At 69.7% G+C, this 20614-nt stretch carries 19 protein-coding genes and 1 other RNA gene; 7 read left to right on the forward strand and 13 right to left on the reverse strand.

The window, feature by feature from the left end; translation table 11 throughout:
* The first annotated feature begins 2 nt into the window (after positions 1-2).
* Both N802_RS17375 and N802_RS17380 read left to right on the forward strand, forming a co-directional pair.
* Positions 3-959, forward strand: coding sequence for a serine hydrolase domain-containing protein (locus N802_RS17375; protein WP_211254456.1), 957 nt, complete (start codon positions 3-5; stop codon positions 957-959).
* Positions 956-2356, forward strand: coding sequence for a hypothetical protein (locus tag N802_RS17380; protein WP_052110116.1), 1401 nt, complete (start codon positions 956-958; stop codon positions 2354-2356). Before N802_RS17375 ends, N802_RS17380 begins: the two co-directional genes overlap by 4 nt.
* 112 nt (positions 2357-2468) lie before the next feature.
* Here N802_RS17380 and N802_RS17385 read toward each other — a convergent pair whose 3' ends face one another.
* The 4 genes from N802_RS17385 to N802_RS17400 all read right to left on the reverse strand — a co-directional run bounded on the left by N802_RS17385 (position 2469) and on the right by N802_RS17400 (position 5928).
* Complete coding sequence (locus tag N802_RS17385; protein WP_156971487.1) at positions 2469-3014, reverse strand: cupredoxin domain-containing protein; 546 nt, start codon at positions 3012-3014, stop codon at positions 2469-2471.
* A gap of 245 nt (positions 3015-3259) precedes the next feature.
* The gene (locus tag N802_RS17390; RefSeq protein ID WP_052110117.1) at positions 3260-3925 is read right to left on the reverse strand and encodes a class I SAM-dependent methyltransferase; all 666 of its coding nucleotides are present in this window, start codon (positions 3923-3925) and stop codon (positions 3260-3262) included.
* Positions 3926-3958: 33 nt separating this feature from the next.
* A complete protein-coding gene (locus N802_RS17395) occupies positions 3959-4618 on the reverse strand; it encodes a response regulator (RefSeq protein WP_035918854.1) in 660 nt (219 codons plus the stop codon).
* 5 nt (positions 4619-4623) lie between these two features.
* Positions 4624-5928 carry a sensor histidine kinase gene (locus N802_RS17400; protein ID WP_052110118.1) on the reverse strand — a complete coding sequence of 435 codons (1305 nt, stop codon included), beginning with the start codon at positions 5926-5928 and terminating at the stop codon, positions 4624-4626.
* 162 nt (positions 5929-6090) lie between these two features.
* Here N802_RS17400 and N802_RS20535 point away from each other — a divergent pair, with 162 nt between their 5' ends.
* The 3 genes from N802_RS20535 to N802_RS17415 all read left to right on the forward strand — a co-directional run bounded on the left by N802_RS20535 (position 6091) and on the right by N802_RS17415 (position 8798).
* Positions 6091-6780: a phospholipase A2 family protein gene (locus N802_RS20535; protein ID WP_052110119.1), complete on the forward strand. Its 690-nt coding sequence runs from the start codon at positions 6091-6093 to the stop codon at positions 6778-6780.
* Positions 6777-8006, forward strand: coding sequence for an alpha/beta-hydrolase family protein (locus N802_RS17410; protein WP_169743457.1), 1230 nt, complete (start codon positions 6777-6779; stop codon positions 8004-8006). Before N802_RS20535 ends, N802_RS17410 begins: the two co-directional genes overlap by 4 nt.
* Before the next feature lie 69 nt (positions 8007-8075).
* On the forward strand, positions 8076-8798 hold the full coding sequence (locus tag N802_RS17415) for a DsbA family oxidoreductase (protein ID WP_035918856.1): 723 nt from the start codon (positions 8076-8078) through the stop codon (positions 8796-8798).
* Positions 8799-8812: 14 nt separating this feature from the next.
* Here the strand turns inward: N802_RS17415 and ffs are convergent.
* The 9 genes from ffs to N802_RS17455 all read right to left on the reverse strand — a co-directional run bounded on the left by ffs (position 8813) and on the right by N802_RS17455 (position 18150).
* Positions 8813-8909, reverse strand: an RNA gene (ffs, locus tag N802_RS20050) — signal recognition particle sRNA small type.
* Positions 8910-9082: 173 nt separating this feature from the next.
* Positions 9083-10027 carry an N-acetylglucosamine kinase gene (locus N802_RS17420; RefSeq protein ID WP_035918859.1) on the reverse strand — a complete coding sequence of 315 codons (945 nt, stop codon included), beginning with the start codon at positions 10025-10027 and terminating at the stop codon, positions 9083-9085.
* A 13-nt stretch (positions 10028-10040) separates the two neighbouring features.
* Positions 10041-10958 carry an N-acetylmuramic acid 6-phosphate etherase gene (locus N802_RS17425; protein WP_035918863.1) on the reverse strand — a complete coding sequence of 306 codons (918 nt, stop codon included), beginning with the start codon at positions 10956-10958 and terminating at the stop codon, positions 10041-10043.
* A 149-nt stretch (positions 10959-11107) separates the two neighbouring features.
* Positions 11108-11992 (reverse strand): MurR/RpiR family transcriptional regulator, encoded by an 885-nt coding sequence (locus N802_RS17430; RefSeq protein ID WP_035918865.1) that lies wholly within the window; start codon positions 11990-11992, stop codon positions 11108-11110.
* Between the two features lie 106 nt (positions 11993-12098).
* The gene (locus N802_RS17435; protein ID WP_052110120.1) at positions 12099-12617 is read right to left on the reverse strand and encodes a response regulator; all 519 of its coding nucleotides are present in this window, start codon (positions 12615-12617) and stop codon (positions 12099-12101) included.
* Between the two features lie 129 nt (positions 12618-12746).
* Positions 12747-14039: a sensor histidine kinase gene (locus tag N802_RS17440; RefSeq protein ID WP_169743458.1), complete on the reverse strand. Its 1293-nt coding sequence runs from the start codon at positions 14037-14039 to the stop codon at positions 12747-12749.
* Between the two features lie 46 nt (positions 14040-14085).
* The gene (locus N802_RS17445) at positions 14086-14718 is read right to left on the reverse strand and encodes a response regulator transcription factor (protein WP_052110121.1); all 633 of its coding nucleotides are present in this window, start codon (positions 14716-14718) and stop codon (positions 14086-14088) included.
* Positions 14719-14848: 130 nt separating this feature from the next.
* A complete protein-coding gene (locus N802_RS17450; RefSeq protein WP_052110122.1) occupies positions 14849-15793 on the reverse strand; it encodes an AfsR/SARP family transcriptional regulator in 945 nt (314 codons plus the stop codon).
* Positions 15794-15924: 131 nt separating this feature from the next.
* Complete coding sequence (locus tag N802_RS17455; protein WP_156971489.1) at positions 15925-18150, reverse strand: PKD domain-containing protein; 2226 nt, start codon at positions 18148-18150, stop codon at positions 15925-15927.
* A gap of 224 nt (positions 18151-18374) precedes the next feature.
* Between N802_RS17455 and N802_RS17460 the strand changes: the two genes are divergently transcribed.
* Positions 18375-20081 (forward strand): multicopper oxidase family protein, encoded by a 1707-nt coding sequence (locus N802_RS17460; protein ID WP_035918876.1) that lies wholly within the window; start codon positions 18375-18377, stop codon positions 20079-20081.
* 31 nt (positions 20082-20112) lie between these two features.
* Positions 20113-20601 carry a signal peptidase I gene (gene lepB / locus N802_RS17465; RefSeq protein ID WP_035918937.1) on the forward strand — a complete coding sequence of 163 codons (489 nt, stop codon included), beginning with the start codon at positions 20113-20115 and terminating at the stop codon, positions 20599-20601.
* Positions 20602-20614 lie beyond the last annotated feature (13 nt).

Raw genomic sequence — 20614 nt, forward strand, 5'->3', positions numbered from 1 at the left:
CGATGACCGCTCGCTTCGCAGAACGGCTCGGGTCGGCGCGCCCGGTCGCCGCCGCGGCCGTCGTCACCTCTCGCCCCGAGGGTGGATTCGACACCGAACTCGCCCATGTCGGCCCCGGCGCCGACGGTGATTACGAGATCGGCTCCATCAGCAAGGGGATCACGGGGCTGCTCTATGCCGACGCCATGGACCGCGGCGAAGTGGCGCCCGACGCGACCCTCGCCGATCACCTGCCCCTCGCCGGGACCGCGGTCGGTGGCGTGACGCTCGCGTCGATCGCCACCCACGAGTCCGGACTTCCCCGTGTGGCCTCCGGCCTCGAGACCTGGCGCCGAACCTGGGAGTTCATGCGGCACGGCACGAACCCCTATCGCGAGGACCTCGACCAACTCGTCGAGCAGGCCCGATCGGTGAGGCTCCGCGCGCCCAGGCACCGCTACTCGAACCTCGGATTCGAACTCCTCGGTCACGCCGTGGCCGAGGCGGTGGGAGTTCCGTATGCCGTCCTTGTCCGTTCCCGGATCGCCGAACCTCTCGGGCTGGATCCCTTCTACGTCCCGATGTCCGAGGCAGACCTGCTGCGCACCGCCGTCCGCGGGCGTAGCCGTCGTGGTGGCAACCGACCACCGTGGGTGAGCGAGGCGATCGGCCCAGCGGGCGGCATACGGGCATCCGTCGAAGCAATGGCGGGTCTGACGCGGGCGCTGCTCGACGGTTCGGCGCCGGGCGTGCGCGCGCTCGATCCGGCTGTGCGAGTAGGGCGTTCGTCTCACATCGGCATCGCCTGGCACACGATGAAGGTGCGCGACCGCGACGTCACGTGGCACAACGGAGGCACCGGCGGCTTCCGCTCATGGATAGGCGTGGACCGGGCTGCGGGCCGGGGCGTGGTCGTCCTCTGCGCCTCGGCCGCACTGGTGGACGGCATCGGACTCGCACTGCTCGTCCCTCGCCGATGAGCCTCGAGGCGGCGCTCGACGACGGACGCGACCGACTCGAGGACGCCACCCACGTCCTCCACGGGCCGCAGGGCAACCAGGCCCGCAAGGAGGTCGCGTATGCCGCGTACGTCACCCTGATCGTCGTGGGGCTCTATGGCTTCCCGGTACTTCGCGCCCTCGTCATCGCGGGCGACCGGGCGGGCATGGCTGCCGCCCTCAAGTCACCCTGGGCAGTCGCCCTCGCCATCGGGCTGATCGCCGCGGTTCTGGCGATGGCCCGCGAGGCCGGACGAGTGCGCGGTCCGGTCGTCGCCCCCGTTCCCTGGGTGGACCATGTGGTCACGTCTTCGATCGACCGCTGGGACGCTCTCCGACCGTGGTTCGGATACGCCCTGTTCACAACGCTTTTCGCCGGAGGACTGTCAGGACTGCTCGTCGGCGCCTCCCTGTGGGGCGCGGGTGTCGCCGCCTCGTGGGTCCTGCCGGTCGCCGTTTTGGTCGCCTTGGTGATCGGCCTCGGCGCTGGCACCGCGTGGCTCCTCGGCCAGTCCCGCCTCTCCCCACCCCTTCCACGGCGCTCGGCCGGTGCGTGGTGGCGGCAGGAGGTCAGGCGTCTGGGACTCCAGGACCTGCGAACGCAGGCGGCACGCTCCGGGCGGATCGTCGGCGGGGTGCAGGCCGGCGACCTTCGCGCGGTGCGGCTCGAAGCTGCCCGACCCGTCACCCGCGGCCGGACCCTGCGGCTGCGTCACCGCGGTCCGGTGGGCACTCTCGTCGCGAGAGACGTTCTGGGACTACGTCGTTCGTCCGGTGCGGCCGTCGTCGGCATCGTCGCGAGCGCCGCTGCAGCGGTGGCCCTCGGTGGTGCTCTGGGAAGCCCTTCCGTGCCACCACTCGTCGCGTTCGTCGGAGGGCTGGTGAGCTACCTCGGGATGGGCGCCCTGTCCGAAGGACTGCGCCTCGAGGCCGACACCATGGGGACGCCTGCCCTCTTCGGGGCACCCCCGGTGCGTGCCGCGGCAGCGCACCTCGTGGTTCCCGGAACCCTCCACCTCTTGGTCACGACCACCGCAGGGGCGGTCACGGGTCTCGCGGCCGGCGCCACTCTCGCGGCCGTTCTGCCGTGGTGCGTCATATCGACGCTGTTCGCGCTGGGCGGGAGTCTTCTCGCGGCATACCGCGGACGACCCCCGACGTCGCCGTTCAATCCCGTGCCGAACGCCCAGACCATCGTGCTCTGGTATTCCGCACCCCTGGTCCTGTGCACCCTGCTCATCGGCGGAACGGTCTGGGGCGCAACGCAATGGCCCGCCTCTGGCCCGTTCGTCATCGTCACCTGGGTTGCCGCAGTGTGGATCGTGTATGCCGGTCTGAACCGCGCCCAGCGGGAGTCACTTGCTCACCGCGACGTCTAGTGCCCCTGGCCCCTCGTTCGACCGGGCCGAGCAGCCGACCTCTGCTCGGCAACGTCGAACGTCTTGCGAATGGCGCCCGGATCGGAATGACCGAGCAGGACACCGGTGTGACTCAGTGGTGGTGACCCTTCACCGTGATCGTCGTCTGCATCCACGGGTGGATCGCACACTCGAAGAGATGCGTCCCCACCGGGAGTGGCGCGAGGACCTGAGACGTCTTCGCGTCGATGCCGGTGTTGATGAACATCTCCTCGGTGCAGGGCATGACTGGGTCACCCACGAAGCCTGCCAACTCGTTCACGTCCAGTGCGCACCCCGGCCCGAACCTGTCGACCGGGGTGAAGGTGTGGAACTCACCGCCACGGTTGACGAGCCTGAGCTTCGTGCCCGTATCGACGTCCGTGTCGTCCGGGTTGAACCTCCACGCACCGTGGAAGCCACGGTCCTGGAGGCGCTCGACCAAGTCCTCGAACGTGGTGTCACCGTCGCCGATGCACGCGCCCGGGAAGAGCGCCGCGTTGAACGTGACCGGGTCACAGTCATCCCGGATGTCGATGCGTTCGGTGTCACCGCCACCGCGAGCATCGGCACTGCCGATACCCACAGCGACTCCGAACATGGTCAACGCCGCCACTGCGGCGCTTCTGGCCACTTTCATGGTCAACCTCCTCAGGACGGGTGGTTGGATTCCCGCCCCTATCGAGGTTAGGGCTGGACGAAGTCGGGCCTCTGTAGCGAAAACGGGCTGTCCTGCGACCCGTCAGAGTGCCATTCGGACCCGCCCCTCGACGCACCGGTCACTGAACCTCGCGGACCTCGATCCGGGTGGACAGCGCCTTCGAGATCGTCAGGAAGTGCTGCGGCACCGTCGTCGCTCCCCCGGGTTCGATCGGTCCATTCAGCCTATGTGGGACCCATGGCTGCCGCAGGACGCTCGAAGCCGACGATGCTCCAGATCAGCCCGCGGTGCTGCATCACCTGACGCAGCCCCGTCGACTCCACGGCCGCCACCATGGTCACGGGGTCGTGGAGATAGCCGCGGAACTCCTGACGCCGCACCCTGCGCCCCACGTTCTCGAGAACCTGCAGGGCGCGGTTGAGCGCGGTATAGGTCGGGTGGCTGAACACGAGGAGTGACTCGGCCCGCTCCCCCGCAGCCGTGAGGAGCGCCGAGACGTCCCGGTAGCAGCACACGACCCGATTGAGGACGACCACGTCCGCGGCCTCGACGGTGTCGGGAGTCCGGGCGATGTCGACCGCCAGCGTCTGCACCCGATCCGCCAGGCCGAACCGTTCCACCAGGGCACGTGACTCCGCCTCGTAGTTGGCCGACAGCTCGAGGTTCGTCGCTGACGCCGCACCGCGACGCAGCAACTCCACGTGCAGGTCGCCGATGCCGCCGCCGATCTCAAGGACCGTCGCGTCACGGATGCCGCGCGACTCCAGGAACGCCACCATCCGAGCCGCCAGCTTCGACAGGCCGCGCCGCTCATAGCGCCGCGACATCGACCTCGAGAATCCCGTCGAGAACACCTCGTCGTAGCCGCGCGGCTCAGGGCAGCAGTCCATCACTCACCTCCGATGTTCCACTGTCCCGCGTCGTCACCCGGCTGTCACGACCCCGTGCTCATAGGCGAACACGACCGCCTGCGCCCGATCCCGCAGCCCCAACTTGGTCAGCACCCGCGACACGTGCGTCTTGACCGTCTGCTCGGCCACGAAGAGACGCGTCGCGATCTCGGTGTTGGAGAGCCCGCGCGCGATGAGTTCGAGCACCTCGAGCTCGCGCGGGGTGAGCTCCTGCAAGCGAGGCGACTCACGCGGCACTCCCGACCGTGACTTGGTCACCTCGGCGATGAGCCGCTTGGTCACCGACGGCGCCAACAGCGAATCCCCCTGTGCCACAACGCGAACAGCCCGAGCCAGCTCGTCCGCTGGTGCGTCCTTGAGCATGAATCCGCTCGCCCCGATGCGCAGAGCCTCATAGACGTAGTCGTCCACGTCGAAGGTCGTCAGCATCAGCACGTGCGGCCGGTCCGGGCTCGGCGACCCAAGAATGGTGGCGGCCGCGTCGAGTCCGTTGACCTCCGGCATACGGACGTCCATCAGGACCACGTCGGGACGCAAGCGGGCCACCTCACGGACCGCCTCCGCACCATCGGCCGCCTCCCCGACGACCTGGAGGTCGGGCTGCGCGTTGAGCAGCGCCCCGAGCCCCTGCCGCACCATCGCCTGGTCGTCGACGATGACCACCGTGATCATGTCGATCAACCTAGCCCGGCGACCTGCGGCCGATCCGTGAGGGGGACGGTCGCGACCACGACGAACCCGTCGCCGACCGGCTGTGCCTCGAACGTTCCACCGACCGCTTGCACGCGTTCCGACATGCCTCGTATGCCGGTGCCGCCGTTCCCGTCCCGGCCGCCGGTCACGCCGTCCTCCCCGTCGCGTCCGGGGATGTGGTCGCCATCGCGACCCATGTTGCGGACGCCAGCGAGAGCCGACGGTGCGGGAGCGGAGTTCCGGATCATGAGGCGGGCCCACCCCGAGTCCTCCTCCAGGGTCAACTCGACGGCCGCGCCGGGGGCGTGCCGGGCGGCGTTGGCGAGTGACTCCTGCGCCACGCGATAGAGCACCAGCGCCGTCCCGGGCGGGACGTGGCCGGCGGCAAGACGCACACGGGACGTGAGCGGCATACCGGCTGCCTTGGAGGACTTGACCAACGACGGAAGCTGCGCGAGATCGGGTTGGGGCGCGGTCTCGACGGGGCCGTTCTCGTCGCGCAGCACGCCCAGCACGGAGCGCACCTCAGTGAGCGCCTGGCGCGCCGCGCCCTCGATCGCCGCGAACTCCCCGGCGACCTCCGGATCCGACAAGCCATGCCGCACGGGTGCACTCTGCGCCTGCACCACGATCATCGACATGTGGTGGGCCACGACGTCGTGGAGCTCGCGTGCGATGCGACTCCGCTCCTCGACGACGGCGCGCCGGGCGCGCTCGGTCTCGACCTCGTCCTGCTGGACGGCAATCTGACGACGGGAGATGACGAGCCACCGGACCAGCACGGCCACCGCCATGATGAGCGCCTGGCCGACCGCCCACCCCTCGAGGTCGCCGGGGAGGAGCAGATAGAGCAGCGTCCCGGTCACGGCGATGACGATCGGGATCTCCACCCATCGACCCCACAGCCCCACGGCGACGATCGTGGCGAGCAGCACGAGGAACTGCACGACGGGCCACGGCATCGGGGAGTCGAAGAAGGCTGGCACCGCAGCCCACCAGAGGACTGAGACCGCAGCCGCGATCGCCCACGCAACGAGGGGCTTCCGGCGGAGGAGCACGATCGGTATCGCCTCACACACGGCCAGCACCGGCATGAGCGAGGACGGCACGTCATGCGTCAGCTGCATCGTCGACCAGCCGATGACGAACATGAGCAACGCGAGCAGGCCGAGCATCGCATCGGCGTGCCCGCCGATCCACTGGAGCCCTCGCCAGAGGGGTTGCCCCAGCGGACGCACCACGCGGAGCAGTCCGCGTCCGATGGGTCCCGTGACTCTGCCTCCGACCATGCCTCCACAGTAGGCAGCGAGCGCGACCCGGTCGTCATACGACGGGGTGAACCCGCTGTCACTCCCTCGTATCACTCGCTCTCGGCGTAGCCCCCGCGTCGTGCCCGACAACCGCTCGGGAGGGCGACGACCGCGAGTGCTCGCGGATCCGAGTCTGGCCGCATGTTCACCAGCCAGCACGCCCTCCGCACTGTCGTCGTCGTCGGCCTCACCGGCGCGGCCGGCCTCTCCCTCGCTCCCGCCGCATCGTCCCGGCCCGTCCCCAGTGGTGCCGCCGAGCGGGCGATCGCTGCGCTCGTCTCCGACGAGCCGGCCATCGCGGCGGCCTCGATGCCGCCGGACTTCGGGGCGCGGTTCGGCTACCGCCCGGCCGTGTCCGGCGAGCTCCTCGGGGACCCTTCCGGCGGCTGCTCCTCACCGGTCCCATTGCCGGACGAGTTCGAGAACGCGTGCCGGCAGCACGACCTGGGCTACGACCTGCTCCGGTATGCCGGCCGGTCCGGTCACGCCCTCGCTCCCGACGCGCGTCGCTCCGTCGACACCCGCCTCGGGGTCGAACTGGAGGACTCATGCGGCGGGCGGGACTCCTCATGGCGTCGCGCCGAATGCCTCGCCTGGGCCGAGGTTGCCACCGGGTTCGTGCGGATCAACAGTGCCCGCCAGGGCTTCTCACCTCCCGAGTCGGAGACACCGCTCAGCATCGCTCCGGGCGTCGCGCTCGGGGTCGCCGCTCTCGGGGCCGTCGGCCTGGCGCTACCTCGACTTCGTGCCCGAATGGGACGAGCGAGCGCAGCGAGTTGGTCCCATTCGGGCACGAAGTCGAGCAGCACGTTCACCGGCGGTGCGCGATGAGGGGGCTTCTCTCGCGGCTCAGCGTGCCGCGGGCGTCGGCGGCGTTGGCCACCCCCATTGCGTTGGGCGCGGCGATGTTCCCGTCCTTCCTGCCGCACCTGCCCGTCGCTCTGGGCGTAATGACCGGGATGGCCTGGCTCATCACCCACGCCGTCGTCCGCCGCCTCGTCCGCCGCCTCGCCGGCCGGGACCGCCACCTCACCGGACCGACCCACGTCCTGGCGGTGGTGCTGGGAGGTGCGCTCACGGCATACGTGCTCGGTTGGACTCTCGTTGCGCAGAACGGAATGCGGGCGCGCATCGGGATGGATCCGGTGTCGCTCGCCGACGTGGGCATCGCAGCGGGGACCGCAGTGGCCCTCGTCGGCGTCGTCCGTGGCCTCGGCTGGCTGTGGCGTCACCGGTCGCGTGTGTCGCGGCGCGGAGTGGCGCTCATCGCCGGTCTGACCCTGGTGACGTTCGCACCCGCGAGCGCGCAGGCCGCCTCGGACAGCGATCAGGTGCTGTTGACGCCCTCCCCCGTCGGTGCCGTACGCGCGTATGCCGGCCTGTCCGATTCCGAGGACGACGCGACTCGCGCTCGCATCGCCGTCGACCGGCTCGCGGCTGCGGGTGGCCTGACGCGGGAGCACCTGCTCGTGGCGATCCCGACCGGCTCTGGCTGGGTCAACCCGGAGTTCGTGCGGGGCGTGGAGGAGCGGTTCGGGGCGGAGGTGGCGACGGTGTCGATGCAGTACGACGACCGGCCGAGCTGGATGGCCTACCTCTTCGACCGGGACGGTGCGGTGAGTGGTGCGCGGGCGCTGCTCGCCGAGGTGACAGCCTCGGTGTCAGCGATGCCAGCGGCGCAGCGACCGCAGGTCCACGTCGTGGGCGAGAGTCTGGGCGCTACCGCGGGGCAGTCGGCCATGCTCGCGCCCGGGGCGGGCGGTGACGCCGCGCGAGCCACGGTGTGCTCGACGTTCTGGTTGGGGACGCCAGGAGGCGGCCGGACCGGGCTGCCTCAGGAGACGGTCGCCGCGAACCCGGACGACCCGATCGTGCATGCCTCTCCGGCGATGGCCTGGCGACCGGCGACCGAGTCCCGGGCGTGGCTGCCGGTGGTTTCGGCGGTGCATGCCGGGGCTGATGTGCTGGGTTCACTGGCGGTGCCGTTCGGGTCGGGACACCGCTACGGCGCCGATCAGGCCCTCCGCCTGCAGACCTGCGACGGAAGTGGCGGCTGAGGTGCGGTTGAGCGTGCGATTCAGCCGGCGATTGAAGGCTGCAGGCTGGGTCGACGTACCCTCGGATCCATGCGTATCGATGTCTGGATCGACTTGGTCTGCCCCTTCTGCCACATCGGCAGGCGACGCCTCGAGCTCGCCCTGGAGCAGTTCGCGGCCGTCACCCCCGACGGCGAGGAGCCGCGTGAGGTCGACGTGATCTGGCACAGCTATCAGCTCGACCGCTCGGCGCCTGCGGTCGAGGACGGCGTCGTGATCGACAAGATCGCAGCCAAGTACGGGAAGACCCGTGAGGAGATGGTGGCCCAGCACGAGGCCATGGCGGCCGAGGCCGCAGAGGTCGGGCTCGACTTCCAGTGGGAGCAACTCAGGGGCGGCAACAGCTTCGACGCCCACCGGGTCATCCACCTCGCCCGGGCCCGCGAGCTCGAGACGCCGGTGACCGAGCGACTCATGCGGGGGTGGTACTCCGAGGGTGCGGCGCTCGGCGACCGCGACACCCTTGTCGGGCTCGCCGTCGAGGGCGGCCTCGACAAGGACGACGTGCGCGGGATGCTCGACTCCGACGACTTCGGCTACGACGTGCGCGCCGACGAAGCGACCGCCAACCAGATCGGGATCACGGCAGTGCCGACGTTCGTGCTCGACCAGAAGTTCGCCGTGACCGGCGCCCAGCCCGTCGACGGTCTCGTGCGGGCGCTCGAACTGACGTGGGCCGACCGGGGCAATGCACCCGAGGCTCGCGGCGGCGGCTGCGGTGGGTGCGAGGGCGGCTGCGCCTGCGGCGCCTGAGAACCCCCCACCAAGACGAAGACACCCCGCGTACCTGGAAGAGCTCACCTGCCCTTGCTGCATTCCTGCCCTGGGGGAGTTCAGTGAGGTACCACCACGCGGGGTGCCGGGTTCAAGTCTAACCCGGGGCACTGCGGCACCTCCAACTCGGTGACGCTGGGAGGTCCGGTCGCACTGGTGCCTGCTCGGCGCTGTGCACTGCTGCACTCCAGCGCAGCAGAGCACAGCCTGAACTGGGAGGACCTGAGGGGCTGCCCCAGGACGGATCAGAGCCGAGGGCCGTCTCAGGCCAGATGCACGTATGCCGGGTGGCGCGGCACCGTTCCCGTCTCGCCGAGGAGCGTGGCCAGGTGCAGGGCGCCGTCGAGAGCTCCCCCCACCGCTGGGGAGAGCTCGAACCCGGCCGCCTTGATGGCTGCCTCGAGCGCGTCCCGCACAGGCGCTGCTGCCAGCAACCCGCCCGTCGCCACCAGCGACGGCGCGTCGATGCCGCGCGCGGCCGACAGCAACGACTCGGCGAGCGACTCCCCCGCTGCCGCGCAGATCCGTTGCGCCACAGGGTCTCCGGCCGCCGCAGCTTCCGTGACGCGGGGAGCGAAGGAGCCGAGGAGTGCTGGTGCGTCCTTGCCCGTCATGACCCGACGCGGCCAGTGCGAGGTCGACCGGAAGGCGTATTCCCCCTCGACGAGCAACCGCTCGGACCCGCCCGGCAGACCGTCGTGGAAGCGCAACCCGGCGCGCAACCCCTCAAGGCCCACCCAGGCACCCGAGCCACGATCTCCCAGCACGTGGCCCCATCCGTCCACGAGCCGCCAGACGGACCCGTCGCCGGACCCGAAGTCCGACCCGAACGCCACCGCGCCCGTCCCTGCCGACACCACCGCGCCGGGACGCACGCTCCCCAACGCGCCCACGAGGGAGGCCACCGCGTCGCTCACGACGACGGTTCGCCGAGCCCCCAGCGCCGACGCGACGAGCTCGAGGACCTCGACCGGGTCCGACAGGAACACCAGCCCCCGCTGGGACCAGCACGCCGCCTCGACGTCGCCGAGACCGACGCCGCCGCGCGCCAGCAGTTTCGCGGCGTCGGTCGCGAGCGCTGCCACGTCGACGCCTCCCGAGCCGATGCGCGCGCCAGGTGCGGTGACCACGGAACTGGTCTGGCCGGCATACGACCACTGCAGGCGTAGTCCGGAACCGCCCACGTCCACGCCGACAATCGCGCTCACAGGCGCGAGCCGATCACTTCGTGGTGCCTGCGGTCAACCCCGCCAGAGCCGTGGCGACCGAATTGCCGTGCGCGTCGAGCGCCGCGACGGCCTTCTCGACCGGCACCGCCGCGAGCAGTGCGACCAGCGCGGGCTTGAGTTCGCCGCCGGTCCGGTCGAGGACCGCGCGGGCGTCCACCTCGCTCACTCCGGTGGCCTCCTGCAGGATGCGGACCACCCGGCCGCGAAGCTTGGCGTTGGTCGCGACGACGTCGACCATGAGGTTGGAATAGGTGTGCCCGAGGCGGATCATCACCGCCGTCGAGAAGCCGTTGAGGATCATCTTCTGGGCGGTGCCGGCCTTGAGACGGGTCGACCCGGTGAGCACCTCCGGTCCGGTGTCGGCTGCGAGCAGATGATCCGCGTATGCCGTGAGCTCGGCTCCCGGGTTCGCCGTCACGAGCGCTGTCCGCGCTCCGCGAGCCCGGGCTTCGGCGAGGGCTCCCGCGATGTAGGGCGTGCGGCCGGAGGCGGTGAGCCCGATGGCCACGTCGAGCGCGGTGAGGTCGCTCGCGTCGCCGCGACCGAGGTCCACGTCGTCCTCGACGTTCTCCACGGCGCCCACCAGGGCAGCGGCCCCACCGGCGTGATGGGCGACGAAGAGTCCGTCGGGGGCGTTGAACGTGGGCAACAGCTCGGCGGCGTCGAGGACGGAGAGCCGGCCCGACGTCCCTGCGCCGAAGTAGTGCACATGGCCCCCGGCTCGGATCGACTCGACGGCGTGATCGACGAGGGAGGCGAGTTCGGGCAGGACCTGCGCGACGGCGCCGGCCACCGTGCGATCAGCGTCGTTCAGGAGGGTGAGGACCTCGAGGGTCGACGCGGTGTCGATGCCGGTCGTCGCGGGGTTGCGTTCCTCGGTGGGTGCAGTCACACGAACGTCGCTGGCCATGTGGTGAGTTTCCCACACTCCACCCGCCAAGGCGGTGAATCACTGACACGCAGCGCCCCACAACCTCCCGTCTTTGTGCCCCATTGGGACACATTCGTCCGGCCGAAGGCCGACCTCTTGTGTCCCAATGGGGCACAAAGACGAACTCGTCAGCTGACGTGGTGGCCCTCGACGGCCTTGCGGCTGTCGGCCACGGCCCGACGGGCCCGGGCGAGGTCGCGCTGGGCGACGGCGATGTAGAGGCAGTCGACCACCGTGAGTGCAGCGATTCGACTGGCCGTGGCCCCCGAACGCAGGGAGGTCTCCCGGGCGGCCGTGGTGAGCACGATGTCGGCTCCCTTCGCGAGCGCCGAGAGCGGGAAGTTCGTCACCGCGATCGTCGTGGCGCCCCGTCGACGTGCCACTGCGAGCGCCTCGATCGTCTCGCTCGTCGCACCCGAGTGGGATATGCCGATCGCGACGTCCTTCTTGGACAGGAGCGTGGCGCTCGTGAGCGCGATGTGCGGATCGTTCCAGGCGAAGGACACGATGCCGATGCGGTGCAGTTTCTGCTGCAGGTCGGCACCCACGATGGCACTGGCGACGACGCCATAGATGTCGACCCGACTCGCGCCTGCCACCGCGTCGGCAGCCGCCTTGAGGGCATCACGGTCGAGCTGTTGCAATGTCTCCTCAACCGCACTGGAGTCGACCGCCGCCACCTTGGCAACGATGTCGTCGATGGTGTCCGTCGCGCTGATGTCACTGATCGCCATGCGCTGTTCACGGGGCATCGCCGACTCCGCCGCCAGGGCGAGGCGCAACTGCGGGTAGCCCTTGAGCCCGAGCCGCTTGCAGAAGCGCAGGACCGTCGTCTCGGAGGTCTTCGCCGCCTGGGCGAGTTCGGTGATCGTCATGTCGGACGCGTGCCGGGCGTCGGCGAGCACCTCGGTGGCGACGCGCTCCTCTGCCGGCGTCAGCGTCGGTCGGATCCCGCGCAGGCGGACGAGGAGCGGGGCGTCGGCCACACCGGGCGCGAGATCGGAGGAGGACATGGGCCAAAACTACGGCCTCTGGGTCATCGACCAGACGGAAGCGGCGAATGTGTCTGGCCCCGACGCCCCGCAGCGACGTGCTGCGCTTGGGTCCCGGGCCATGCGGTCACGAGGTCTGCCGCTGGAACGGTGTGGCCCGAGGCCAGAGGGATGGAGCCTCGACCCCGAGCGCGTCCGGCCCCGTTCCGCCTGCCTCGCCCATGGTCCGGCACAGCCGCGCCACCTCGACCCCCATCGGGTGCTCCCCGCGGGCGGCCGCGCGGATACCTTCGGGGATCTGGTCAGCCGGGTCGCCCTTGAGAAGGTAGCCCCAGGCCCCCGCCTCCGCGGAGTCGCGGATCAACGAGGGTGAGCACGACGCGCTCAGCATCACGACTTTGACGGCGGGATGCTCCGCCAGGAGCGCACGAGTCGCGGAGATGCCGTCGACCCCCTTCAGGTCGGCTCCGTGCAGGTCGACATCCATCACCACGACATCCGGGCGCAACTCTCCGGCCATCCTCACGGCCTCTTCTGCGTCACCCGTGGCACCGACGACGTCCAGGTCCCGCTCGATGGAGAGCAGTCGGGCCAAGGCCTCGCGGATCAAGGGGTGGTCGTCGACGAGCATGATCCTGATGACCACGGGGGCCTCCCGGGACTGGTGGGGTGGTGCGTCCTGTCGAGTCTCGCGCAGAAACCTTGGCCTGAGGTCTGGGAAGGCTGGGTGGTTGTCCGGTGGTCATCTGGGGCATCGAGCATGGGTTCGGCGTGGTCAGGTCCCCGCTGCCGCCACCGGGAAGCGGACGACCAACACGGTGCCACCCTCGTCGCGGGGACGAATGTCGAGTCGACCGCCGACGTCCTGGACGGTGTCATTGAGCAGTCGCAGGCCCAGGTGCCCTTCGGGGCTGTGTCCCGGCAGCTCGCCCGGGCCGCGCCCGTCATCCGCGACGCTCACGACGACCTCGGCACCCTCGGCCGCGAGGTCGACCAGCACCACCTTTGCCTCTGCGTGCTTGACGACGTTGCGAACTCCCTCGCGGATGATGCGGTAGGCCAGTCGGGCACTGGGGAGGGGCAGGTCGAGGTCTTCCTGGACGCGGACCTCGGCCCGCAGTCCAGCATCGTGGGCAGCGGTGCGCACCACCTGCTGCACCGCTTCGCCCAGCCGCTCGCCGTGGAGGTCCGGAGGGTAGATGTCGGTCATCAGCGACCGCAGGGCCTGCACGTTTCGCTGCACCAGATCAGTGGCCACCTGCAGCAGGGAGCGGGCCGTGTCGACGTCGCCGCCGGGCTCGAGATGGCGGGCTGCGACCGGAAGGGTGTAGCCCAGCCCGGAAAGTTCCTGCACCACCCCGTGGTGCAGGTCCTCGGCGACTCGACGTCGCTCCAGCTCCGAGGCCTGCAGGGCGTGCCGCATCATGACCCCCCGCTCGGACAGCGCCCACTCCACGCGCCTGCCCAGGGAGAGCGCCAAGGGCAGGACGGCGAGCAGCACGAGGGCCACCGAGCCCAGGATCAGCGGCAGGACACCCCGCAGGATGGCGTTGGCGTCATCTTCCATGGGCTCCGTCGGCAGATAGATCTCCACGACGATCGGTTGACCGTCAGAGCCGAAGGCGCCGACATAGACCTCCAGCGCCCTCCCCTGCTCGTCCGAGTTCTGCACGCCGGTCAGGTCCGTGAGTTCCGCGCGTGCCTCGCGGGTCCCGAAGAGGGCGACGACCTCCTCGGAGAGGTCGACGGTGCGACCGATGAGCTCGGGGTGCTCGGACCAGAGGATGCGACCGCTCTCGTCCCAGATCCTGAGGTGCTGGACGGAGCCGTCACGCATCCGGCTGGTCATCACCTCGGTCAGTTGTGCGACGCCAGCGGGAGTGCCCGTGCGGACCTCGGCATCGATCAGAGGCGCCGCCAGCCTGTTCGTGAACTGGACAGCCTGGGTCCGGGCGTTGTCCAGCGACCTGGCGCGGGCGAGCTGGTCCGCGGCAACGAAGGCGAGTGCGGTGACGACGAGCCCCGAGAGCAGGCTGAGGAGAGCGAACCGCACCAGGGCGGGGCGCACGACCGACCCTGCGACTCGAGGGCCGTCTCGCGGGAACCTGGCGCGGTCAATGACGCGGCGGAGCATCAAGGAGTCCAAACGCGCCTGCGGCCACGACCGCCTCGAGTTGGGAGTGGGCCCCCAGCTTCGCCAGCAGCGCCTTCACGTAGCCGCGGCACGTGTGCACCGAGATCCCCAGCTCCCGGGCGATGTCGGAGACATGCCGACCCTCGGCCAAGAGTCGAAGGACGTGGGTCTCACGCGCGGTCAGGCTGGGGACGGGAGACGTGCGTCGAGCAGGATCCTGCTCGGCCATCAAGGTCCGGAGCAACCGGGGGTGCACATAGAACGAGCCCCGGGTGGCGTGTCGGAGCCCACCGAGGAGATCTGGCAGAGAACCGTCCTTGGGCAGAAGCGCGCAGGCACCCACGACGGCAGCGCGACGCATGACGGACGCATCCGCGTTTGCTGTCAGGACGACGACCAGCAGCCCGGGGTGCGAGGCCGTCAGTTCTTCGGTCAGGTCCAGACCGTTCTCACCACCGAGATCGACGTCCATCAGGACGACATCGGGAGCCTCGAGCGCAACCAGTCTCCGGGCCTCGGCCGACGTGTGTGCACTGCCGGCACAGACGAGGTCGTGCTCTCCGCCCAGTGCGAGGCACACGAGATCGGTGAACGTGCGATGGTCGTCAACCACCAGAACTCGAACTGGCGACGCCGACCTGCTCTCCATTCGTGCCCCTGCGTGCTCTGCCCCGTGGAAGCGGCGCCAACCGACGAGTGGGTGCGCCGAGAGTGTGTCGTGGAGAGTCCCTCGCCAACTGCGCTCAGGCTACCAGCGCCCGTTGTCCCGGGTCGATGACTTGGGTCCATTCGGAGGCTGCCGCGGTGAGCTGTTCGGACAGCCGCCCCCAGCCGGGATCGCCACGTGGAGCGTCCACGTGCGGGAGCGACGCGACCGCCTGCTGCAGCAGGCGCAGCAGCATTCCCACCTCTTCCCGGGCGGTGAGGCCCGAGTTGGCCTGCGACTGGTCGTGGAGCACGTCGAGATAGAGGTCGGTTGTTTCCTGGGACGGGTCGACTCCCAGCTGGTCCGCCAGCAGGTCGCGCAGTTCGAAGTAGTCGCGCAGCGCCTCGGCACCACGGCCGGTGGAACGCAGCGCCTGCATGTGAGTCCGCCAGCCCTCTTCGGTGAGGCGGTCGTGGGCGATGGCCGACTGGGCGTGTCTGGCGGCAGCGTCCACCCTGCCGAGGGCCAGGGCATGGGACGCGGCGAGGTTGGCGGCGCCCACCAGTTCGGGCAGGAAGCGTTCACGCTCCGCGATCGCCCAGCTGGCGTAGTTCTCGTCCGCCAGCAGGTCGCCAGTCACCAGGTCGAGCGCCCCCTCGAGCCAGCTGAGAGCCTCCGCCTTGTCGGCGTCCTGCGCACCGGCCGCCCGGACCAACGCCCGGAAGGACGTCAGGTCGACGCCACAGGTGTCCGGGTCGAGGCGATAGCCCTGTCGCACCGTGACCACGCCGCCGCCCCGGCTGCCGGCCTCACGGAGGCTGCGACGCAGCACGCACACGTAGCTCTCCAGGGTTCCGAGATAGCTCCTTGGCGGCTGACCGTCCCAGAGCAGCTCGGCCAATCGCTCCTTGGACACCGCGGCTCCGTCGGCGATCGCCAGGATCTGGAGGATCTGACGTGGCTTGACGCCGCCCAGCCGATCGGCCCCCAGGTCGCCCTCTTGGGTGGCGACTCTCATCTGTCCGAAAATGGTGATCTGCATGTCCCCTGCACCTCACTGGTCCTGCTCCCTCTCCGGAGCAGGACCAGTGTGTGTGTCACTGGCAGGGCCTCGGCAGCCCTGCCTCGGGGGGTCTGGACCCCCAAGATTGGGGGTCCAGACCTCGGATCGGACTACCGCCGTCGGAACGTGGCTCCGGTGATGCTGCCTCCGACGGCACTGACGACGCTGGTGGTCGTCGTACCCGCGGTGGGCACCACGGAACCGGCGCCTCGGAAGCTCCACGCGCCCGTCGCATCGACCGTCGCGAAGCCCAACACCTGCCCCGTCAGGTCGCGGCCGAGGACGACTGCCACCCTCTGGCCGGCGACGATGTTGGACGTTCCCGCCACGCGCCACTCACGGCCCGCGCGGAACTCGTTGGTCGTGATCGTCAGGGTTTCCTGGGCCGGCGACACCGTGATCTCGTCGGTCGACTGCTGGCCGCCCTGGCCCGTGATCGTCAGCCGCACCACGACGGGTTCGTTCGTGGTCGCGTATGACGGGTTCGGCCCGGTCGTGCTGGTGGGCAGGGCCATCCGTGGGAACACGAACGACGGGGTCGCCGTGGTGGCGCCAGCCAGCGTCACCGAGGGGCCGCTGACCTGGGACCACGCGTAGTCGTCGACGAGGGTGCTTCCGGCTCCGTCGAGCCGGACCGTCGCGCCGCGCGGGACCGTCTGGTCCTCACCCGCATCGGCCGTCGGCGCCGGCGGCGGCTCCGAGGGATCGGGCACCACCACGTTGGCGGTCACGACCACCGGCGCGCTGGTCCCGGCCGGCCCGGTCACCACGAGCTCGAAGGCGAGAGGCCCTGCGACGGGCGGCGCGTTGAACGTCGCCACCGCCTCGGCTGAGCCGGTCAGCGTCACGCGGTTCTCGTCGGTCACGGGCACCTCGGTGCCTCCGGCCGAGGCCGGAACCTGCCGCCAGGCGTAGGAGGTGATGGTGCCGGTGGAACCGGTCCCCGTCAGCGTCACCCGTTGTGCGGGAGCCGCATCGACCGGGCTCGCGAAGCCGGCCGCGATGGGTGCGTCGGCCTGCATGCCCGCACCGGTGGCGGTGACCGGAGCCGTCGCAGAGCCGCCCTTGTCGGAGGTCACCTTCACCGTCGCGGTCGGCGCCACGGTGGTGATGGTCGCCGTCCCGTCGACCAGGGATGTCCCCATGACTGTGAGCCGACCCGGGGTGGTGTCCTGGTCACTCGAGGACGCCGAGACGGTGAGGGCGTCGGTGTCGGCGTCATAGGTCGCCCGGGTGATGGTCACGACGTCCGTGAGGGCGGCCTGCTTCACCGCCACCGGCTTGTCGCCGAGGTTCGCGACGGTGACTGACTTGCCGTCGGCCGCTTGGTCGATGGCGACGCGTCCGTAGTAGACGCCACGGTCACCCTCCAGGCCCGTGGCGATGAAGCCCAGCCCATTGTCACGCACCTCGATCGACTGACCAGCGTCGGACGTCGCATAGATGTCGACGAAGCCCTTGCCGTCCGCGCCCACGGCGTACGTGGCTGCCTGGACGTCGACACCCGCGTTGGTCGCGTGTCGACCCTGGACGCTGAACAGGTCCGTGCGTGCCAGCTCGGCCCAGGTGCCATCGTCGTTGCGCCGCTCCACGGACACGTAGTTCGTGCCGTACGGACTGCCAACCACCCGGTGCTCAACGCTGGGGTCACCCACATATCCGGCGGGCGCAGCGGGCGCCACCTCGGGGTCCCACTTGAGGAAGGGTCCGATGCGGCTGGTCAACGCCTGACCGAAGAGTCCAGGAGTGGTCCCGATGTCCTCGGTGAAGTTGATGCCTTCGCCCGCGGCGTCGAACTGGTCCACGCCGTAGGGGTGGGTCACGCGGTATGTCCCGTCAGCGATGACCCTGTCCCTGATGCGGACCCGGCCGAAGACCATCTGGTCGCCGTCGACGACCACTTCGTTCGCCCACGCGCCCTCGAGGTCCATGCTGACCGTCATGTTGACGCCGGTGCCCGTGACCGTCGAGCTGGCGAGCTGGTAGAAGATCTCGCCGGGGAAGTTGTCGGGGAAGGACACCGGCGCGTCGGGGTTGGGGACCTCGTCGGGCAGTGCCGAGCACAGCGGGTCGTCCAGGGTGGTGCAGGGTTCCAGTCGGATGCCGTTGCTGTCGCGATACCAGGTGGGGAAGCCGTGTTCGGAGGAGGTCGGACCGACCTCGACCAGACGACCAGTTCGGACCTTGAGGGTTCCGTCCGGCTCGGTCGGCGCGATGGGCACACCCTGGGCGCTCGTGGCCAGGGACACGACGAACAGGGCCGCGATCACTGCGGCGAAGGTGCGGTTGCGAGGGCGCCGGTGAACACCGGCCCCTCGCACTGTGGGTAGTGCCATGGTTCCCAACTCCTCATTGGCGGCCGAAGCCTCGGTGTGCGGTCGTTGTGCAGCATCCGAGGAGCGCCTTGGGCTTTCCTTGTCGACCTCGAGGATGTCCCGGCCCAAGGAGAGCCCAAGGCCTGTCGCGCAGCCTGTGCTCGTCGGGCAGTGGAATCGGCCGCACGACAGCCGATCCCGATGTGCAAGGGCGCAGGACTGCCCAAGCGAGGAAGGGAAGAGCAATGACGGAACTGACGCGTCGCGAGATGTTGAAGCTCGGTGGGTTCGGCGCCGGCGTGACTGCACTCGGACTGACGGTGCCCCTGGGCGAGACGGCCAGCACCTCGGACTGGATCAGCACCTCGGCGAAGCCGGCGCGATTCGCGCGGCGGCTCCCGATCCCGGTGCCGGTCACTCCGACCCCCATGACCGACGAGCACGGCGACTACCTGCTCTACGAGATCACGGAGCAGTCGACGTCAACGCAGCTGTTGGACCCGGGAGCGCCCCTCACCCAGGTGTTCGGATACGCCGCCGCCGGAGCAGCGCCGACGGTGCCCGGCCCGCTCATCAAGGTCGACCAGAACACGCGCGTGCGGCTGCGGGTGTCCAACGACCTGCCCCCGATCCACCCGACCTTCGGCTACGAAGTGGCCACCTCGGTCCACCTGCACGGGTCGGCGTCGCTCCCGCAGTACGACGGGTACGCGGACGACCTCACCGGCCCCGGTCAGGCCAAGGACTACTGGTATCCGAACCATCAGGGCCCACGGACGATGTGGTACCACGACCACGGTGCACACCAGACCGCGACCAACGTCTACAGCGGTCTCGTCGCGCAGTACCACGTGCAGAACCCGTGGGAGAAGGAGAACCTCCCGCAGGGCAAGTACGACGTCCCGCTCACGATCGGCGACGCGATGTTCGCCAAGAACGGGTCGCTGGCCTACATGGACCGCGATCACAACGGGCTCTACGGCGACGTGATCACCGTGAACGGTGTGCCCTGGCCCTTCTTCGAGGTGGAGCGTCGCTTCTACCGGTTCCGGATCCTGATGGCCACGCTGTCGCGCTCCATGAACCTGCGCTTCGTCAACACCCGCACCGGCGCCACCCTGCCCGCCTTTGTCGTGGCCACGGACGGTGGACTGACGACGCCACAACCCATCACGAGCTGGCGGCACGGCGGCGCCGAGCGCTACGAGATCATGGTCGACTTCGCGGGCTGTCGGATCGGCGACCGGGTCGAGCTGCGCAACTCGAGCAACAAGAACAACCGCGACTTCATCCACACCGGCAAGGTGCTGCAGCTACGGGTGACCTCCGAGCCGACCGACACCCGATGGAACTCCGTGCCGACGCCGCCGAGCAGCGAGTTGCACGAGGTGATGTCGGCACCACGATCGGCCGCCCTCCGGACCCGCGACATCGACCTCGAGCACGACGACGAGACCAACGTGTTCATGATCAACGGCATGACGTGGGAGGAGGTGCGTGATGCCGGCTGGAACGTGTTCACCGACGAGAGTGGCTCCCCACCTCGCCCCGGCGACTACGAGATCTGGCGGATTGAGAACAACTCCGGCGGCTGGTTCCACCCGATGCACATCCACCTGGTGGATTTCCGGATCCTCAGTCGTCGAGGAGGCTCCGGCCGGGTCCAGCCATGGGAGAAAGGCCCCAAGGATGTCGTCTACGTCGGTGAGGGTGAGGAGATCGAGGTGCTCGTGCACTACGCCATGCCCCCCGCCCAGTACCCGGACGGTCGCTCGACCGGACAGGCCGGCGCGAACGGCCACCTGGGTGGCCGCTACATGATCCACTGCCACAATCTCGCGCACGAGGACCACGACATGATGGGCCAGTTCGTCGTGGCCGCAGCCGACGGCACGGTCGACCTGTCCTCCGGTGCCCCCAACCACCCGGTCTACGCAGCGCCACCACAGTGACCTCGCGATGAAGGTGCACAAGCCCCTTCGGATGTCCCCGCGTGTGGGCACGGCCCTGGCGATCCTCATGCTGGTCGTCGGCGTCTCCCTGGTCCGGGCCTTCGTGGCCGTGCCCGTGCGGGTCGCGTCGGCCAGCATGGAGCCCACCCTCGGCACGGGCGACGTCGTCCTGGTGTCGCGGACGACGCCGCGGATCGACGACGTGCAGCGATGGGACCTCGTCGTCTTCGACGACCCCTCGAAGCATCGCCGGACCATCAAGCGGGTGATCGGGCTCCCGGGCGAGGCGATCGTGGTGCTCGACGGCGTGCTCCACATCGATGGCGAACCGGTCAAGGAGTCATGGGTCGACCCGGCAACGGTGGACGGCTCCTTCACTCGAACCTTCCACGTCCCCGACGACGAGGTCTTCCTGCTGGGGGACAACCGGGGCAACTCCGTCGACTCCCGCGACTTCGGTTCTCTCCCCGCAGCCGCCCTCGAGGGCCGGGTGGTGGTGAAACTCCTGCCCCTCTGGTGACCAGCCGCCGCGC

The sequence above is a fragment of the Knoellia sinensis KCTC 19936 genome (genome assembly GCF_000768705.1).
Classification (GTDB): Bacteria; Actinomycetota; Actinomycetes; order Actinomycetales; family Dermatophilaceae; genus Knoellia; species Knoellia sinensis.

Excerpts from the sequence above, each read along its gene's own strand:
- N802_RS17430 (WP_035918865.1), bottom strand. The coding sequence starts at position 11,992 with ATGTCCTCCTCCGATCTCGCGCCCGGTGTGGCCGACGCCCCGCTCCTC.
- N802_RS17455 (WP_156971489.1), bottom strand. The coding sequence starts at position 18,150 with ATGGCACTACCCACAGTGCGAGGGGCCGGTGTTCACCGGCGCCCTCGC.
- N802_RS17410 (WP_169743457.1), top strand. The coding sequence starts at position 6,777 with ATGAGGGGGCTTCTCTCGCGGCTCAGCGTGCCGCGGGCGTCGGCGGCG.
- N802_RS17380 (WP_052110116.1), top strand. The coding sequence starts at position 956 with ATGAGCCTCGAGGCGGCGCTCGACGACGGACGCGACCGACTCGAGGAC.
- N802_RS17460 (WP_035918876.1), top strand. The coding sequence starts at position 18,375 with ATGACGGAACTGACGCGTCGCGAGATGTTGAAGCTCGGTGGGTTCGGC.
- N802_RS17395 (WP_035918854.1), bottom strand. The coding sequence starts at position 4,618 with ATGATCACGGTGGTCATCGTCGACGACCAGGCGATGGTGCGGCAGGGG.
- N802_RS17425 (WP_035918863.1), bottom strand. The coding sequence starts at position 10,958 with ATGGCCAGCGACGTTCGTGTGACTGCACCCACCGAGGAACGCAACCCC.
- N802_RS17390 (WP_052110117.1), bottom strand. The coding sequence starts at position 3,925 with ATGGACTGCTGCCCTGAGCCGCGCGGCTACGACGAGGTGTTCTCGACG.
- N802_RS17400 (WP_052110118.1), bottom strand. The coding sequence starts at position 5,928 with ATGGTCGGAGGCAGAGTCACGGGACCCATCGGACGCGGACTGCTCCGC.
- lepB (WP_035918937.1), top strand. The coding sequence starts at position 20,113 with ATGTCCCCGCGTGTGGGCACGGCCCTGGCGATCCTCATGCTGGTCGTC.
- N802_RS17415 (WP_035918856.1), top strand. The coding sequence starts at position 8,076 with ATGCGTATCGATGTCTGGATCGACTTGGTCTGCCCCTTCTGCCACATC.
- N802_RS17450 (WP_052110122.1), bottom strand. The coding sequence starts at position 15,793 with ATGCAGATCACCATTTTCGGACAGATGAGAGTCGCCACCCAAGAGGGC.
- N802_RS20535 (WP_052110119.1), top strand. The coding sequence starts at position 6,091 with ATGTTCACCAGCCAGCACGCCCTCCGCACTGTCGTCGTCGTCGGCCTC.
- N802_RS17375 (WP_211254456.1), top strand. The coding sequence starts at position 3 with ATGACCGCTCGCTTCGCAGAACGGCTCGGGTCGGCGCGCCCGGTCGCC.
- N802_RS17385 (WP_156971487.1), bottom strand. The coding sequence starts at position 3,014 with ATGAAAGTGGCCAGAAGCGCCGCAGTGGCGGCGTTGACCATGTTCGGA.